The 15,821-nt window shown below is 59.1% G+C and carries 16 protein-coding genes; 11 read left to right on the top strand and 5 right to left on the bottom strand.

Annotated features, from left to right (window positions below):
• Window positions 1-188: 188 nt before the first annotated feature.
• The 3 genes from purM to R1T46_RS16805 all read left to right on the top strand — a co-directional run bounded on the left by purM (window position 189) and on the right by R1T46_RS16805 (window position 2,754).
• Window positions 189-1,253 carry a phosphoribosylformylglycinamidine cyclo-ligase gene (gene purM, locus R1T46_RS16795; protein ID WP_286749206.1) on the top strand — a complete coding sequence of 355 codons (1,065 nt, stop codon included), beginning with the start codon at window positions 189-191 and terminating at the stop codon, window positions 1,251-1,253.
• A complete protein-coding gene (purN, locus tag R1T46_RS16800; RefSeq protein WP_036206689.1) occupies window positions 1,250-1,915 on the top strand; it encodes a phosphoribosylglycinamide formyltransferase in 666 nt (221 codons plus the stop codon). The genes purM and purN overlap by 4 nt, the downstream gene beginning before the upstream one ends.
• Before the next feature lie 98 nt (window positions 1,916-2,013).
• Complete coding sequence (locus R1T46_RS16805) at window positions 2,014-2,754, top strand: DUF3108 domain-containing protein (RefSeq protein ID WP_317306252.1); 741 nt, start codon at window positions 2,014-2,016, stop codon at window positions 2,752-2,754.
• A 9-nt stretch (window positions 2,755-2,763) separates the two neighbouring features.
• Here R1T46_RS16805 and R1T46_RS16810 read toward each other — a convergent pair whose 3' ends face one another.
• The 4 genes from R1T46_RS16810 to apbC form a co-directional block, all read right to left on the bottom strand.
• Window positions 2,764-4,035 (bottom strand): valine--pyruvate transaminase, encoded by a 1,272-nt coding sequence (locus tag R1T46_RS16810; protein WP_317306253.1) that lies wholly within the window; start codon window positions 4,033-4,035, stop codon window positions 2,764-2,766.
• 69 nt (window positions 4,036-4,104) lie between these two features.
• Window positions 4,105-4,704 carry a YjaG family protein gene (locus R1T46_RS16815; protein WP_036206680.1) on the bottom strand — a complete coding sequence of 200 codons (600 nt, stop codon included), beginning with the start codon at window positions 4,702-4,704 and terminating at the stop codon, window positions 4,105-4,107.
• A gap of 55 nt (window positions 4,705-4,759) precedes the next feature.
• Complete coding sequence (dcd, locus tag R1T46_RS16820) at window positions 4,760-5,326, bottom strand: dCTP deaminase (protein WP_085681099.1); 567 nt, start codon at window positions 5,324-5,326, stop codon at window positions 4,760-4,762.
• A 246-nt stretch (window positions 5,327-5,572) separates the two neighbouring features.
• Window positions 5,573-6,673, bottom strand: a complete 1,101-nt coding sequence (gene apbC / locus R1T46_RS16825; protein ID WP_317306254.1) for an iron-sulfur cluster carrier protein ApbC — start codon at window positions 6,671-6,673, stop codon at window positions 5,573-5,575.
• A gap of 180 nt (window positions 6,674-6,853) precedes the next feature.
• Between apbC and metG the strand changes: the two genes are divergently transcribed.
• The 8 genes from metG to nth are packed head-to-tail and all read left to right on the top strand — an operon-like array spanning window position 6,854 to window position 15,084.
• Window positions 6,854-8,887, top strand: a complete 2,034-nt coding sequence (metG, locus tag R1T46_RS16830; RefSeq protein WP_317306255.1) for a methionine--tRNA ligase — start codon at window positions 6,854-6,856, stop codon at window positions 8,885-8,887.
• Window positions 8,888-8,899: 12 nt separating this feature from the next.
• Window positions 8,900-9,481, top strand: a complete 582-nt coding sequence (rsxA, locus tag R1T46_RS16835; protein WP_007155451.1) for an electron transport complex subunit RsxA — start codon at window positions 8,900-8,902, stop codon at window positions 9,479-9,481.
• Between the two features lie 15 nt (window positions 9,482-9,496).
• On the top strand, window positions 9,497-10,075 hold the full coding sequence (rsxB, locus tag R1T46_RS16840; protein ID WP_036206670.1) for an electron transport complex subunit RsxB: 579 nt from the start codon (window positions 9,497-9,499) through the stop codon (window positions 10,073-10,075).
• The gene (rsxC, locus tag R1T46_RS16845) at window positions 10,075-11,913 is read left to right on the top strand and encodes an electron transport complex subunit RsxC (RefSeq protein WP_317306257.1); all 1,839 of its coding nucleotides are present in this window, start codon (window positions 10,075-10,077) and stop codon (window positions 11,911-11,913) included. Before rsxB ends, rsxC begins: the two co-directional genes overlap by 1 nt.
• 19 nt (window positions 11,914-11,932) lie before the next feature.
• The gene (gene rsxD / locus R1T46_RS16850; RefSeq protein ID WP_317306258.1) at window positions 11,933-12,985 is read left to right on the top strand and encodes an electron transport complex subunit RsxD; all 1,053 of its coding nucleotides are present in this window, start codon (window positions 11,933-11,935) and stop codon (window positions 12,983-12,985) included.
• Between the two features lie 3 nt (window positions 12,986-12,988).
• A complete protein-coding gene (gene rsxG / locus R1T46_RS16855) occupies window positions 12,989-13,690 on the top strand; it encodes an electron transport complex subunit RsxG (protein ID WP_317306260.1) in 702 nt (233 codons plus the stop codon).
• Window position 13,691: 1 nt separating this feature from the next.
• The gene (locus tag R1T46_RS16860; RefSeq protein ID WP_036206662.1) at window positions 13,692-14,402 is read left to right on the top strand and encodes an electron transport complex subunit E; all 711 of its coding nucleotides are present in this window, start codon (window positions 13,692-13,694) and stop codon (window positions 14,400-14,402) included.
• Window positions 14,403-14,442: 40 nt separating this feature from the next.
• The gene (nth, locus tag R1T46_RS16865; protein ID WP_317306261.1) at window positions 14,443-15,084 is read left to right on the top strand and encodes an endonuclease III; all 642 of its coding nucleotides are present in this window, start codon (window positions 14,443-14,445) and stop codon (window positions 15,082-15,084) included.
• Between the two features lie 42 nt (window positions 15,085-15,126).
• On the opposite strand, the gene R1T46_RS16870 is transcribed toward nth, so the two are convergent.
• Window positions 15,127-15,702, bottom strand: coding sequence for a chalcone isomerase family protein (locus R1T46_RS16870; protein WP_317306262.1), 576 nt, complete (start codon window positions 15,700-15,702; stop codon window positions 15,127-15,129).
• Between the last annotated feature and the right edge of the window lie 119 nt (window positions 15,703-15,821).

The raw sequence follows: 15,821 nt of genomic DNA on the forward strand, positions 1-15,821 counted from the left end.
GCGATTCGTCTTAATGGCGCATAGGATACACCAAGCCCCCTGGTGTGAGTAGCTAACCGGGATTGCAGAAAGTCAATCCGGTGTCACACTGCCTTAAGGGTGACAAACGGGGCAATTGCATTTGGAGCGCCGTTCCGCACCTGTTAAAATCCGCCGCCTGTCCCACTGTCCAAACGGTTAAGCACACCATGAGCGAACAGAAGCCCTCCCTCACCTATCGTGATGCCGGCGTTGATATCGATGCCGGTAACGAACTCGTCGACCGCATCAAGAATACCGCGGCGCGCACACGTCGCCCGGAAGTCCTTGGCGGCCTCGGTGGCTTTGGCGCCATGGTGGCTATTCCTCCCGGCTATAATGAGCCCGTGCTGGTGTCGGGTACTGACGGTGTCGGCACCAAACTCCGACTTGCCATGCAACTTCAGAAGCACGACACCATTGGCATTGACCTTGTGGCCATGTGCGTCAACGACCTGGTGGTAGGCGGGGCCGAACCCCTGTTCTTCCTGGACTATTACGCTACCGGCAAGCTGAATGTGGACGTGGCCGCCCAGGTTGTCGACGGCATTGGCGCTGGCTGTGAACAGGCCGGCTGCTCCCTGGTGGGCGGCGAGACCGCGGAAATGCCGGGCATGTACGAAGGGGACGACTACGATCTGGCCGGTTTCTGTGTCGGTGTGGCGGAGCGCAGCGAGATCATTGATGGCAGCCACGTGCAGGCTGGCGACGTTCTGCTCGCCCTGGGTTCTTCCGGCCCGCATTCCAATGGTTACTCCCTGATCCGCAAGATTCTGGAAGTCAGTAACGCTGACCTGAACCAGACGGTTGCCGACGTTACCCTCGCGGATGCCCTGATGGCGCCCACCCGCATTTACGTGAAAAACCTGCTCCAGCTCGTCCGCGAAGTGGACGTTCGTGCGCTCTCCCACATTACCGGCGGCGGCCTTCCGGAGAACATTCCCCGGGTTCTGCCTGACGGCATAGTTGCGGCCATCGATACGGACAGCTGGCAGCTGCCCCCGGTTTTCCAATGGTTGAAAGATGCCGGCGGCGTTGCCAGCGAAGAAATGTACCGCACCTTCAACTGTGGCGTCGGTATGGTTGTATGTATCCCTGCCAACCAGCGCGAACTGGCCCTCGATACGCTGAACGCTCTGGGCGAAAAAGTCTGGCAGGTCGGCATCATTGAAGCCTCTGACGACGCCACGGCCTCTGCATCAGTACGTTATGCACCAGGGCTGTTGTCGGCATGAAGGCAGATTCCGTAACCGCCCCACGCATCCTGGTCCTGGCTTCCGGCAGCGGCACCAACCTCCAGGCCCTCATCAATGCCAGCCGGGAGCGGGACTTTCCCGGCCAGATCGTTGCGGTAGGGTGCAACCGCCCTGGCGCCTTCGCTCTGGAGAGGGCAGCCCAGGCCAACATCGACACCTTCACCGTGGATCATACCCATTACGGTTCCCGCGAGGAGTTCGACGGCGCACTGATGGCGGAGATTCGCCGCCACAACCCGGACCTGATCGTCCTGGCGGGCTTCATGCGCATCCTGACCACGGATTTCGTGCGGGCACTGCGTGGCACCATGCTCAACGTGCACCCTTCCCTGCTGCCCAAGTACACCGGGCTGAAGACCCATCAGCGTGCACTGGACGCTGGCGAAACAACCCACGGCGTGTCCATTCATTTTGTCACCGAAGAACTGGATGGCGGGCCGGTGATTGCCCAGGCAGAAGTGAGCATCTCCCCGGACGACACCCCGGAATCCCTGGCCGAGAAAGTCCAGGAGAAAGAACACGTGCTTTACCCAATCGTCGTGCGCTGGTTCTGTGAGGGACGCATTCAACTGGGCACCGACTACGTGGTGTTCGACGGTCAGCCACTGAATCGACCGGTGGTACTTCCGGACGAGAACTAAGCGGCCTCGGCCTGAGTAAACTTATCGTCATCTCCGGAAGCAACCAGTCACGCTAGACTGTTCAGTGACAGATCTGCCATTGCAACCGGAGGAGTCGCATGCCCCTGAAATTCAGCCTCACAGCGTTGCCCGCCCTGTTAACCGGGGCGCTGCTTCTCGGAGCCACGCTCGCACACGCCTCGGACGAGCCGGAGGACGTTACCCTCCAACCCATGAAGCTCAGCTACAACGCGTCCCTGGACAAGGGCATCTCTCTCAATGGTGATGCCCGCCGCAGCCTGGAGCAACGGGACGATGGCACCTGGCGTTTCCGAACGGACGTGGATTCGTTTGTCGCCGATATCGACGAATCACTGATCTTTCGTTGGGAAGATAATCAGGTGGTTCCACTGCGCTACCGCTATAAGCTGTCCGGCCTCTTCATCAGAGACCGTGAGGAAGCGATCGATTTTGACTGGGAAAATAACGTGGTCAGTGGGCATCACGAAGGCGATAAGTTTTCGATGACGCTGGAGGAAGGCGCCCTGGACCCCATGGGCTACCAGCTGCAACTGAGCCAGGACATCAAGGCCGGCAAGCGCGAGATGGAATACCGTGTCATCGACAAGGGCGACTACGACACCGACAGGTTCGCTGTGGTTGACGAGGAGACCGTGCGCATCAACGGCGACGACATCCGCACACTCAAGGCCGAGAAAGTCCGCGACAGCGACAGCAAGCGCCAGTCGCTGATGTGGTTCGCACCAGAGCGTGACTATCTGCTGATTCGCTTCCTCCAGGTGGAACCTGACGGCAGCGAGTACGAACTGACCATCAGCGACGCCAAGGTGGGCCGCTAGAGCGGTGAGTTACGGGCTGGCCGTCGCCCAGACAGCCTTTACTTCATCCGCTATGATTCGCAGCCCCTCCGCCACGCGCTCATCGTCCTGTGAGTAGGTCACCCGCAGGCATTCGTGGCGGTGCTTCCAGCCGTCTTCCGGCAAACCAGGGAAGAAGTAGTGCCCCGACACCACCAGTACGCCCCGCGCTTTCAGCCGCTGATACAGCTCCAGACTGCTGATCGGCAGCCCCGGGAACCAGAGCCAGAGAAACATGGCGCCTTCGGGTTTATGGACATACCAGCGACAGCTGTCCTCACCCATGGCATCCCGGAACACCGCCACCGCCCGCTCCATTTTCGCCTTGTAGAACGGGCAGACCACGTCCCGGCTGAGCGACAGGATCTCTCCTGAGCGCACCAGAGGCTCCGCCAGCATGGCGCCAAAGCTACCGGTGGCCAGATTCATGATGGCATTGATGCCCGACAAGGCCTTGATCACCGGCTCCGCCGCAATAACGATGCCCGTACGCACGGCCGGCAGGCCGAACTTGGACAGGCTCAGACACAGGATCACCTGGTCGTTCCAGTGGGGTGTCGCATCCACAAACAGCAAGCTTGGAAATGGCGTACCGTAGGCTCCATCCACAATCAGCGGGATGTCATGCTGGCGAGCCATGGCTTCCAGCCGTGCCAGCTCTTCGTCGGTGACGACATTTCCGGTGGGGTTCGTGGGGCGGGAAACGCAGATGGCGCCGGTTTCAGCCGTCACCTCGACCGCATCGAAATCCACCCGGTATTTGAACTCATGGGCGTCGGTGAATGAGATATCCGGCTGCACGGCATGGAAAAGCCCGGGCTCAATACCGGCATCGGCATAGCCGATATACTCCGGCGCCAGCGGCAGCAGGACATGCTTGTGCACCCCATCGCCATAATCACCACCGAACATATTGAACAGCATGAAAAACGCGGCCTGACTGCCATTGGTCAGGGCAATATTTTCCGGTTTCAATCCCCAGCCGTATTCCCGATTCAACAGCTCAGCCAACGAGGCAATAAACTGCTTCTCTCCCTGGGGCGGGTCATAAATGCCAACCAGCCTGCGCGTATCACCATCACTTTGGGCCATGTCGGCCAGTATCTTCTGGACCCGAGCCTGGATCTCGGGAATATGGCCGGGATTGCCCCCACCCATCATGATCATGTCGTCGCCTGACGCCAGGGCGTTGCCAAGGTCATCCATCAGGGAGGTGATTCCCGCATCCGCGGTAAATTTCCGACCAAAGGAAGAGAGTTTCATGATGCTTTTCTGTACCGGATTAGAACGGATTGTCACCCAAGTGTAGGCCAGAGCCAGCAGCGTTGCCGGTCAGTCGCTCAGCGAGATGCCCAGGTTGCTCACACCGTCATTGGCGGCATCACCGTGGATGCGTTCAACAAACTGGCTGGTGGGCGTGCGCTGGCGTTTGAGGGCCAGGATCAGGTCGCGCTGGAATACCTTGTCTTCTTTCATCAGCGGATGCTGGTCCAATAGCCTGACCAGCTCATCTTCTTCCAGGTCTTCGCCTTCGGAAAGCTCAACAAAGTTCATGACGGTCGCGGTGGCCATCTGGGAGGCGTCGGTTGCACGGTGCTTGCCCGGATTGAGTCGGTTCAGCAACGCTTGCTCCAGCAACTGGCAGAAATCAAACGCCGGATAGACTCCGTAAGCGTCATAGGCGTTCACGTCTGGCGACAGCGATTCGAGCTTTGCCAATAGCTGGGGAATGGCCGCTTCGGAACTGTCCTTTTGCAGCATCTCCCAGCCAAGATCGAGCAACTGGCGCATTTTTGCACCGGTTTTCAGCCCAACGGCGTCCGCAAACAGGGCGTAATTGGGGAAGGAGCGCTCAGCAAGGGCCATCAGGAAAGTAAATTCCCGCCAGCCCTGCAGTTGTGAGACCGCTTTCAGAAACTGATTGGCGTTCACTGTGGCTCTCTCCTGACGATGTCACTTTCCGGAATCGCCCCTGCGGCACTGCCACTCATGTTCGCGGCAGGGTCACGCCTGTTTGCCCCAGGTACTTTCCGCCCCGGTCTTTGTAGCTGGTGTCGCAGATTTCATCAGACTCAAAGAACAGCATCTGGGCGACGCCTTCGTTGGCGTAGATTTTGGCCGGCAGGTTGGTGGTGTTGGAAAATTCCAGGGTGACCTGCCCTTCCCACTCGGGTTCCAGTGGTGTGACGTTGACGATGATGCCACACCGCGCGTAGGTGGATTTGCCCAAGCAGATGGTCAGCACGCTGCGGGGGATACGGAAGTATTCCACGGTGCGCGCCAGGGCAAAGGAGTTGGGCGGGATGATGCAGACGTCGCCGGTGTAGTTGACGAAGCTGTTTTCATCGAAGTTCTTCGGGTCCACGGTGGCGGAGTGGACGTTGGTGAAGATTTTGAATTCGTTGCTGCAACGGACATCGTAGCCGTAGCTGGATGTGCCGTAGGAGATTACGCGGCCTTTTTCGGTTTCGCGGACCTGATCGTATTCAAAGGGTTCGATCATGCCCTGATCCCGGGACATCCGGCGAATCCAGTGGTCGGATTTGATGCTCATGGGTGACGTCTCGTATCCATAAAAAAGAGAGGCGGTAGTTTACCTGTTCACTTAATGACTGTCGAAGGCCTAGTCGCTAATTTTGACAGGTCTCTCCGATGCGGCCGTAGGGGCTGCAGCTATGGAAAGAACGGGTTCGAAACACGCCGTGGATACGTCCATGTAGGCTTGAGAAAAACATCCATGTTTTTCACAGTTTCAAACCCGTTCTTTCCACAGCCGCGATCAAACTTTGGTGGGGCTCGCCTAGTGTTCGGTTACGGAAACACTGGAGATAGAGCCCGTCAGGTTTCTTTCACGGGTGGAAAGTTCTGCACCTACCCGGCGGGCAATGTCCTTGTAGCGTCTCGACACTTCCGAATCGGGTTCTGCCACCACAGATGGGGTGCCGCCGTCGGTCTGTTCGCGGATGGTCAGGTGCAGCGGGAGTTGGCCCAGCAGCGTGGTGTCGTATTCTTCGGCGATGCGTTCGCCGCCGCCGTGGCCGAAGAGGGGTTCTTCGTGGCCGCAGTTGCTGCAGATGTGGACACTCATGTTTTCCACCACGCCCAGCACGGATATGTCCACCTTGCGGAACATTTCGATGCCTTTTTTGCCGTCCAGCAGGGCGATGTCCTGGGGTGTGGTGACGATAACGGCGCCGTTTACCGGGACTTTCTGGGCGATGGTGAGCTGGATGTCACCCGTGCCCGGGGGCATGTCGAGGATGAGGTAGTCCAGTTCGTTCCACAGGGTCTGTTGCAGCAGTTGCATGACGGCGCCGCTGACCATGGGGCCGCGCCAGACCATGGGGGTTTTCTCGGTAACGACGAAGGCCATGGAGTTGGCCTGCAGGCCGTGAGCTTCCATGGGGACGAAGTATTTGTTTTCCCGGGTGTCGGGGCGTTTGCCCTCGGGAACGCCCAGCATCATACCGATGCTGGGGCCGTAGATGTCTGCGTCGAGGATGCCCACGCGGGCGCCTTCTGCCTGCAGCGCCAGGGCGAGGTTGACGGCGGTGGTGGATTTGCCAACGCCGCCCTTGCCGGAGGCCACTGCGATGATGTTCTTGACGCCGGGAACGGACTGGATGTCTTTCTGGCCTTTGTGAGAGTGGATTTTCTGTCCCACGTGGACATCCACGCCTTCAACGCCATCGACGTCGTCGAGGGCGTTGGTGAGCAGCTCTTTCAGGGCGCCGGCGATGCCTTTGGACGGGTATGGCAATTCGATCATCACGGTGACCTTGCCGCTGTCGTCCGCGGTCAGGGATTTCACCGCACCCAATTCATACAGGTCCTTGCCCAGGTAGGGGTCGCGGTACTGTTGTACGGCGGTTTCCAGTGCCTGCTGTGAAATCTGTGCCATCGGAATCTCCGGTCTAACGTCACGCGCATTTATTAGCGCGGAAACAGGTGTTTCGGGTGAAAATTATCTGCTCGGAAGGTATCATTTGTGCCCGTTTCTGGCCATAAGGGTTCTTTACCCGGAGCAAGGCCGGTAAACGCGAACGCCCAACTCCTGACGAATGAAGGTTCGGACCACAACATGACGCAAGCGAGTTCAAAGCAACAGCGCGATATTCTGGTAACCAGCGCCCTGCCGTACGCCAATGGCCCCATCCACCTCGGCCATCTGCTGGAATACATTCAGACGGATATCTGGGTGCGCTATCAGAAAATGCGTGGCCAGAACTGCTACTACGTTTGCGCGGACGATGCTCATGGTACTGCTATTATGCTCCGTGCCGAGCGGGAAGGCATCTCTTCCGAAAACCTGATTGATCGTATCCGGGACGAGCACCAGCAGGATTTCGGTGGTTTTCACATCCGCTTCGACAACTATTACACCACCCACTCCGAAGAGAACCGCCAGTTCTCGGAATACATCTATCGCCAGTTGCAGGAAAACGGCCACATCGCCACCCGCAAGATTACCCAGGCGTTCGATCCTGAAAAGAACATGTTCCTGGCGGACCGGTTCATCAAGGGCACCTGCCCCAAGTGCAAGACCGAGGATCAGTACGGCGACAACTGCGAAGCCTGCGGCGCCACCTATACCCCAGCCGAGCTGATCAATCCCCGCTCGGCGGTTTCCGGTGCAACGCCGGTGGAAAAGGAATCCGAGCACTATTTCTTCCGTCTGCCGGAATTTGCGGACTTCCTCGCGAACTGGACTCGTAGCGGTACGCTGCAGCCCCAGGTGGCCAACAAGTTGGCCGAGTGGCTGGATGCGGGCCTGCAGGAATGGGACATCAGCCGCGATGCCCCCTATTTCGGCTTCGAGATTCCCGATGCACCCGGCAAGTACTTCTACGTCTGGCTCGACGCGCCCATTGGTTACCTCGCCAGTTTCAAGAACCTGTGCAACCGGGAAGGCATTGATTTCGAGCATTTCTGGAAGGCGGATTCCACCGCTGAGGTGTATCACTTTATCGGCAAGGACATTATCAATTTCCACGCCCTGTTCTGGCCGTCCATGCTCCACAGCGCCGGTTTCCGCACGCCCAGTGCCGTCTGGGCCCACGGTTTCGTGACGGTAAATGGTAAGAAAATGTCCAAGTCCCGGGGCACGTTCATCATGGCCCGCACCTATCTGGACCACCTGAATCCGGAATACCTGCGCTACTACTTCGCGGCCAAACTCACCGGCAGCGTCGACGACATGGACCTGAACCTGGAAGACTTCGCCGCGCGGGTGAACTCGGACCTGGTGGGCAAGGTGGTCAACATTGCCAGTCGTAGCGCCGGGTTCATCACCAAGCGCTTTGACGGCCAGCTCGGTACCGTTACCGAACATGAAAAGCTGAAAGAATTTATCGAGGCTGGCGATGAGATCGCTGACTTCTTCGAAGCCCGGGAATTCGGCCGCGCTATGCGCCGAATCATGGAACTGGCAGACATCGCCAATCAATACGTGAATGACGAGCAGCCCTGGGTCATCGCCAAGCAGGACGGCCAGGACGACAACCTGCAGGCCATCTGCACCAACGCCATCAACATGTTCCACCTGCTGATGACTTACCTTGCGCCGGTTCTGCCGAAAACTGCCAAGGCTTCCGAGGCCTTCCTGAATGCGCCGCTGGACTGGAACAAGCGTGATCAGCGGCTGGAAAGCCACGGCATCAACAAGTTCAAACCGCTGATGAACCGCGTGGACATGGCCCAGATCGAGAAAATGCTGGACGCGTCCAAGGAAGAGATGCCCGCAGCGACAGGACAGAAGGCCCCGGAAGCTAATCTCGAGCCGATTGCCGATGAAATAGAATTCGGGGATTTCGCGAAGGTGGATCTTCGGGTCGTCAAGATTGTCAAAGCCGAACACGTGGACGGTGCCGACAAGCTGCTTCGCCTTACCCTTGACGTTGGAGAGGGCGAGCGCAACGTTTTTGCCGGTATCAAGTCGGCGTACAAACCTGAGGAGCTCGAAGGACGCCTGACGGTGATGGTGGCCAACCTCAAGCCCCGAAAGATGAAGTTCGGGATGTCAGAGGGCATGGTGCTGGCGGCCGGCCCCGGCGGAAAAGACATTTTCATCCTGTCACCGGATTCGGGCGCCACGCCCGGCATGCGGATTATGTAATGGCGCGCTCTGATGACTGAGTATCTGCTGATCCTGGTCAGCACCATACTGGTGAACAATTTTGTGCTGGTTCAGTTTCTTGGACTGTGCCCGTTCATGGGCGTATCCGGAAAGCTGGAAACAGCCATGGGCATGTCATTGGCCACCACGTTCGTGCTGACCCTGGCCTCGGTGTGCAGCTACCTGGCGTATACCTACCTGCTGGAGCCGCTGGACCTGGCGTTCCTGAAAACCATCACGTTCATCCTGGTCATCGCCGTTGTGGTGCAGTTCACGGAGATGGTGGTGCGCAAGACCAGCCCCCTGCTCTATCGGGTACTAGGCATTTTCCTGCCGCTGATCACCACCAACTGCGCGGTTCTGGGTGTTGCCCTGCTTAACCTCAACAAGAACAATAACTTCGTGGAATCTGTCCTGTACGGATTCGGAGCCGCTGCCGGCTTTTCGCTGGTGCTGGTGCTGTTTGCTGCCATGCGTGAGCGCATCGCCGTGGCCGATGTTCCGGTAGCCTTCCGGGGCGCCGCCATTGGCATGGTCACCGCCGGGTTGATGTCTCTGGCCTTCCTGGGCTTTACTGGTCTGGTCAGCGTCTGACGGAGCGTTTGTATTATGTGGACGAGCATACTGATTGCCGTAGTGGTCCTGCTCGCGCTGGCGGTTGTGTTCGGCGGTCTGCTGGGCTTTGCCGCAGAGCGCTTTCGGGTGGAAGGCAACCCACTGGTGGACCAGATCGACTCCATGCTTCCCCAAACCCAGTGCGGCCAGTGTGGTTTTCCCGGCTGCCGTCCCTACGCGGAATCCATTGCCAACGGCGATGCCATCAACAAGTGCCCTCCGGGCGGTGAAACCACCATCAAGGCGCTGGCAGACTTGCTGGACGTGGAGCCACAACCGCTGGACGCGGAACACGGGGTGGAGCAGGCCAAGCGTGTTGCGGTGATTCGCGAGGACGAGTGCATCGGCTGCACCAAGTGTATCCAGGCCTGCCCGGTGGACGCTATCCTCGGCGCTGCAAAACACATGCATACGGTGATCGAGAGCGAATGCACCGGCTGTGATCTGTGTGTGGAACCCTGCCCGGTGGACTGTATCGACATGATTACGGTAGAGCCCGACATTCGCTCCTGGACCTGGACACCGCCCAAATCCGGTGTGATCGCCACCGATCGTCAGGGGGCCAACGCCTGATGACACAGCTCTGGGACTTTTCCGGCGGCATCCATCCTGCCGAAAACAAACACCTGTCCACATCACGCCCTATCACTGGCGCCGGCCTGCCAGAGGTTCTGGTATTGCCGTTGCAGCAGCACATAGGCGAACCGGCTGAAGCCTGTGTTGCAGTCGGTGATCGAGTTCTCAAAGGCCAGAAAATAGCCGACGTAACCGGCGGCATGGGCGTACCGGTTCACGCTCCGACGTCCGGCACTATTGAATCCGTCAGCCTTCAGCCCGTTCCCCACCCCTCGGGAATGAGCGACTGGTGCATTACCCTCAAGCCCGACGGAAAAGATGAGTGGGCGCCTCTCAACCCGGTAACGAACTACCGGGATCTGGACCGGGAAACGGTGCTCGAACGCATCCGCGACGCCGGCATTTCCGGCATGGGAGGCGCCGGCTTCCCCACAAACATCAAGCTACGCCCGCCCCGGGACCGCAAGGTAAACACGCTGATCCTGAACGGCGCGGAGTGCGAGCCTTATATTACTGCCGACGATATGTCGATGCGGGAGAACGCGGGCGAGATCATTGCCGGATTGCGCATCATGGCGTGGATACTGCGCCCGGAGCGAGTTGTGATCGGCATCGAGGATAACAAGCCAGAGGCCATCTCAGCGCTCAGGAAGGCCGCGGACGGCACCCAGACAGAGATCGCGGTCATCCCCACCAAATATCCCTCTGGCGGTGAAAAACAGCTGATACAGGTCCTGACAGGCATGGAAGTGCCCAGTGGCGGGATTCCAGCGGATATTGGAGTGATGTGCCAGAACGTGGGCACAGCCATCGCCGTATCCGCCGCCATTCATCGGGGCGAGCCGTTGATTTCCCGCGTCACAACGATCACTGGGTATGCAGTTACCGATCCCGGTAATTTCGAGGTCCTGATCGGCACGCCTATCGATCACCTGCTCGCGCAGGCCGGGCAGGAAAACAGCAAGCTCCACCGCCTTGTGCTGGGTGGGCCAATGATGGGCTATACCCTGGAAACGCCAGCCGTACCGGTGGTCAAAACCACCAACTGCGTCATTGCCGCCACTGCCACGGAATTACCGGAACCGGCTCCGGAACAGCCCTGTATTCGCTGCAGCATGTGCGCCGAAGCCTGCCCAATGGAGCTGCTGCCCCAGCAACTGTTCTGGTACTCCAAAGCCGGGGAGTTCGACAAAGCCGAGCACCTGAACCTGTTCGATTGCATCGAATGTGGTGCCTGTTCCTACGTCTGCCCCAGCTCCATCCCGCTGGTGCAATATTACCGGGCAGCCAAAGGCGAGATACGGGTACAACAAGCTGAACAGCTGAAGGCAGATCGCGCCCGTGAACGCTTTGAAGCCCGTCAGGCGAGACTCGAACGGGAACAGCAGGAGAAAGAGCAGCGGCGCAAAGAACGCGCGAAGGCGGCGGCCGAAGCCCAGGCCAGGAAACAGGCCGAGGCTGAAAAGGCGGACGCAGAAGGCCAGCCCGCCAACGACCGTGCCGCCAAGGCCGCCCTGGTACAGGAAGCCCTTGCCCGTAAAAAGGCCAAGGGCCAACAGCAGGCCGAAACGAACGCCGGGGCCGCTGAAACCAAAGCCGCCAGCGAACCGGCGCCCGATATTGACGCCCTGGAGAAGCAGCTTGCCCAGGCCACCGCCAAGCTCAACACCATGCAAAGCATGCTGGAGGACGCCAGGGCCGAGAGTGCGGACAATGTCGAAAAACTCGAGAGAGCCGTCACCAAGAACCACGACCGGGTAAAACGGGCGGAAGAGGCTCTGGCTGAGGCCCGGCAATCTGTGGCGGCCACCGATACCCAAACGACAGACTCATGATGAACAGGCCCCAACGCTAATGGCACTTGCGCAACAGTCCTCGCCCCACGCCCGTAACGCCCGCTCCACGTCACAGGTCATGCTGTGGGTGATTCTGGCGGCCCTGCCCGGCCTGCTGGCACTGACCCTGTTCTTTGGCTGGGGCAATCTGGTCAACGTGGTATGGTGCATCGCGGTGGCACTCGCGGCCGAGGCTGCCATCCTCAAGCTTCGCAAGCGCCCGGTGGCTTTCTTCCTGAAAGACAACACCGCTGCGGTCACTGGCCTTTTGCTGGGTCTTTCCCTGCCTCAGTTTGCGCCCTGGTGGGTGTCCGCGGTTGCCGTCATCGCCGCCATCGTCATGGCCAAGCAACTCTATGGTGGTTTGGGCTCCAACCCGTTCAATCCTGCCATGGTGGGTTACGCTCTGGTGCTGATCTCGTTCCCCGTGGCCATGACCACGAATTGGGCGCAGCCCGGTCTCCTATGGGAGACCGCTCCGGGGTTTGGTGACACCCTGAGCATGATCGCCTCCGGCCAGCAGACAGCGGTAGACGCCTTCACCATGGCCACGCCGCTGGACGAGTACAAACACAAGATTACCACCCATACCGCAGCGGAGGTGCTTGCCCATCCCACCTTCGGCGACGGTGTTGCCCGGGGCTGGGAATGGGTCAACGCCGCGTTCCTCGTGGGTGGCCTGGTTCTTGTCGGCCTGAAGATCATCACCTGGCACATTCCAGTCAGCATGCTGGCGGGCCTCGCGATTATGAGCCTTGCCTTTGGCAGCAACGCGGACCTGTATGCGCCGCTGTCCATGCACCTGCTGGCTGGGGGCACCATGTTGGGCGCGTTCTTTATTGCCACGGACCCAGTGTCCGCCGCGTCCAGTCATCAGGGCAAGCTTATCTACGGAGCGGGTATTGGCATCCTGATCTACCTGATCCGCACCTGGGGCGCCTACCCCGATGCGGTGGCCTTCAGTGTTCTGCTGATGAACTTCGCGGTGCCGTTTATCGACCACTACACGCCACCCCGTACCTACGGGCATCATAAGCCCCGGCGCGGCATTCCCGGCAAGGGTCAGGGGTAAACCATGGCAGCACTCGCAAAGTCCATCCGTCGCAACGCCATTGGCCTGGGCCTGTTCGCCATCATTACCGGCGGCACCATCGCCATCACCCAGGTCATGACGGCCGAGCGGATACAGGAACAGGCCGCCAGGGCGGAAGCACAGGCGCTGTTTGAGATCATTCCGGAAAACCGGCACGACAATCATCTGCTGACCGACACGGTGCAGCTTCCGGCGGATAACGGAATGAACGCTAACGACCCCGTCACGGCCTGGGTGGCTCGTCGCAATGGCCGCCCTACCGGGTTGATCATGCCGGTGGCGGCCCCTGACGGTTATTCTGGCAACATTCACCTATTGGTGGGTCTGGATATGAAAGGCACGGTGCTGGGAGTTCGGGTGACCAGCCACCGGGAAACCCCTGGCCTGGGTGACCGCATTGAAACCAAGAAGTCAGACTGGATCCACTCGTTCACCGGTCGCTCCCTTGGCAATCCGGAACCGGAACGCTGGGCTGTCAGGAAGAATGGCGGGGCATTTGACCAGTTCACCGGTGCGACCATCACCCCGAAAGCCGTGGTTAATGCGGTGCAAAAAACACTCATCTATTTCCGTGAGCACCGCAGTGACATTCGCGACATCCTCAATGAACCCGCGTCACCCCGTAGCACGCCGCTGACGCCCGAGGAAATCGCTGGCCAGACACCAGAACGGGAGCATTCGTAACATGGCGACCAAATCCAGCTCAGAGATCATCCGTGACGGGCTTTGGACCAACAACCCTGCCCTGGTTCAGGTGTTGGGGCTTTGCCCCCTTCTGGCGGTGACCAGTACCGTCGTCAATGCCATCGGCCTGGGCCTGGCAACGCTGATGGTGCTGATGGGCTCGAACCTGGCAGTGTCACTGATCCGCAACTTTGTCAGCGAGTCGGTGCGCCTGCCTGCCTTCGTGATGATCATCGCCTCTTTCGTCACCTGCGCTGAACTGTTGATGCAAGCCTATACCTATGAGCTCTACCAGATCCTGGGTATCTTCATTCCGTTGATTGTGACCAACTGTGCCATTCTGGGCCGTGCAGACGCGTTTGCCTCCAAGAACCCGCCCCTACCCGCCCTGCTGGACGGTGTCATGATGGGTATCGGTTTTCTGGTAGTGCTGATTGCACTCGGCGCCATGCGGGAACTCGTGGGACAGGGCACCCTGTTTACCGATATGGATCTCCTGCTGGGCCCCATGGCGGCAGACTGGGGAATCCGTCCGCTGGAGCAGTACCCGGACGTGCTCTTCATGGTGCTGCCGCCAGGCGCCTTTGTGGGGCTGGGGCTGCTCATCGCGCTGAAGAATGGCATCGATAATCATCTCAAGGCCCGCCGTACGGCGGCGGAGCCCATCGTGGCCGGTAGCAAGCGAGTGCGGGTAACAGGCCATGTATCCTGAACATCCAATGACCATTACTTTCTCAGCCAGCGGATAACCCATGAACAAGGCAAAACGTACGGAAATCTTTACCCGTTTGCGGGAAGCCAATCCGACACCCACAACCGAGTTGAACTATACCAACCCGTTCGAACTGCTGATTGCGGTGATCCTCTCGGCCCAGGCCACGGACGTCGGTGTAAACAAGGCAACAGCAAAACTGTACCCCGTAGCCAACACACCCGAAAAAATCCTCGCGCTGGGAGTGGATGGCCTGAAGGAATACATCAAGACCATCGGGCTGTTTAACAGCAAGGCCGAGAACGTGATCAAGACCTGTCGTGCGCTGATTGAAAAACACGGCGGGGAAGTTCCGGACAACCGGGAAGACCTGGAAGCCCTCCCGGGTGTGGGCCGCAAGACCGCCAACGTGGTTCTGAACACCGCGTTCGGGCAACCGGCAATGGCGGTGGATACCCACATCTTCCGGGTATCGAACAGAACGGGGATTGCGCCGGGCAAGAACGTGCTGGAAGTGGAGAAGCGCCTGATGCGGCTGGTGCCCAAGGAGTTCCTGCTGGATGCCCATCACTGGCTGATCCTTCACGGGCGCTACACCTGTACCGCCAGGAAGCCAAGATGCGGCGCCTGCATCATCGAAGATCTGTGCGAATTCAAGCAGAAACGGGATTACATGGACTGACACCGGCCCCGGATAACCGGAACCGGTGCCCCTACCGGGCGCTTACCGCTGGCCCAGCATCTTCTCTTTCAGGTCTTCCTGGGCAGGCTCATCTGACAACCAGATGCCGAACAGCGCCTTCTTGAACTCCAGGTCGCCAATGGTGGCGCGCTCCTCACTATTCTTAAGTACGCGCACGCCCTCACCCGGCAGGTAAACGAGATCAAACACGTCACCGTCCTTGATCTCTTCTGAAAACACATCCAGGAACGCATCCACATCGTCCTTGATCGCGGCCAGGTCTCCCCCTGTGGAATTCTCAAACCCTTCCATTGTGGCGGATTTCATTTTGTCGCTGGTGATCATCCCGGAAATGATGTGCAGGGTGATGGCCTGGGGCTCGTCCGCGTTGATAATGGCCTGGCCATCGTCGATGGTCTCGGGCACATACAGACCACCGATATAAAGGTCCATGAACCACTTGGAACGGGTACCCGCACCATTGAGCTTGAGCTCGGTATCCATCGCCGAGTAGGTATCCGGCACGTCAACGCCCTCCACCGTCAGGGCGGCGGCTGGTGTTGTCAGGGCTGCTGTCAGCAGCAGTGATGCAAATCCTGTTGATAGGGCCTTCTTCATCGTCCTTTCCTTATTGATCGTTATTATTGAATGTCTGATTACACCGGAGTTCGACACCCATATCCCCCTCCGGCCATCCAAGTTTAACAGGGAGCAAACGAACGCTTACGCCGGCTGGT

This window comes from Marinobacter salarius (genome assembly GCF_032922745.1).
GTDB lineage: Bacteria > Pseudomonadota > Gammaproteobacteria > Pseudomonadales > Oleiphilaceae > Marinobacter.

Coding starts and splice junctions, on each gene's coding strand:
- purN (WP_036206689.1), top strand. CDS start 1,250: ATGAAGGCAGATTCCGTAACCGCCCCACGCATCCTGGTCCTGGCTTCC.
- metG (WP_317306255.1), top strand. CDS start 6,854: ATGACGCAAGCGAGTTCAAAGCAACAGCGCGATATTCTGGTAACCAGC.
- nth (WP_317306261.1), top strand. CDS start 14,443: ATGAACAAGGCAAAACGTACGGAAATCTTTACCCGTTTGCGGGAAGCC.
- R1T46_RS16870 (WP_317306262.1), bottom strand. CDS start 15,702: ATGAAGAAGGCCCTATCAACAGGATTTGCATCACTGCTGCTGACAGCA.
- rsxB (WP_036206670.1), top strand. CDS start 9,497: ATGTGGACGAGCATACTGATTGCCGTAGTGGTCCTGCTCGCGCTGGCG.
- rsxC (WP_317306257.1), top strand. CDS start 10,075: ATGACACAGCTCTGGGACTTTTCCGGCGGCATCCATCCTGCCGAAAAC.
- R1T46_RS16805 (WP_317306252.1), top strand. CDS start 2,014: ATGCCCCTGAAATTCAGCCTCACAGCGTTGCCCGCCCTGTTAACCGGG.
- purM (WP_286749206.1), top strand. CDS start 189: ATGAGCGAACAGAAGCCCTCCCTCACCTATCGTGATGCCGGCGTTGAT.
- dcd (WP_085681099.1), bottom strand. CDS start 5,326: ATGAGCATCAAATCCGACCACTGGATTCGCCGGATGTCCCGGGATCAG.
- R1T46_RS16810 (WP_317306253.1), bottom strand. CDS start 4,035: ATGAAACTCTCTTCCTTTGGTCGGAAATTTACCGCGGATGCGGGAATC.
- rsxG (WP_317306260.1), top strand. CDS start 12,989: ATGGCAGCACTCGCAAAGTCCATCCGTCGCAACGCCATTGGCCTGGGC.
- rsxA (WP_007155451.1), top strand. CDS start 8,900: ATGACTGAGTATCTGCTGATCCTGGTCAGCACCATACTGGTGAACAAT.
- rsxD (WP_317306258.1), top strand. CDS start 11,933: ATGGCACTTGCGCAACAGTCCTCGCCCCACGCCCGTAACGCCCGCTCC.
- R1T46_RS16860 (WP_036206662.1), top strand. CDS start 13,692: ATGGCGACCAAATCCAGCTCAGAGATCATCCGTGACGGGCTTTGGACC.
- apbC (WP_317306254.1), bottom strand. CDS start 6,673: ATGGCACAGATTTCACAGCAGGCACTGGAAACCGCCGTACAACAGTAC.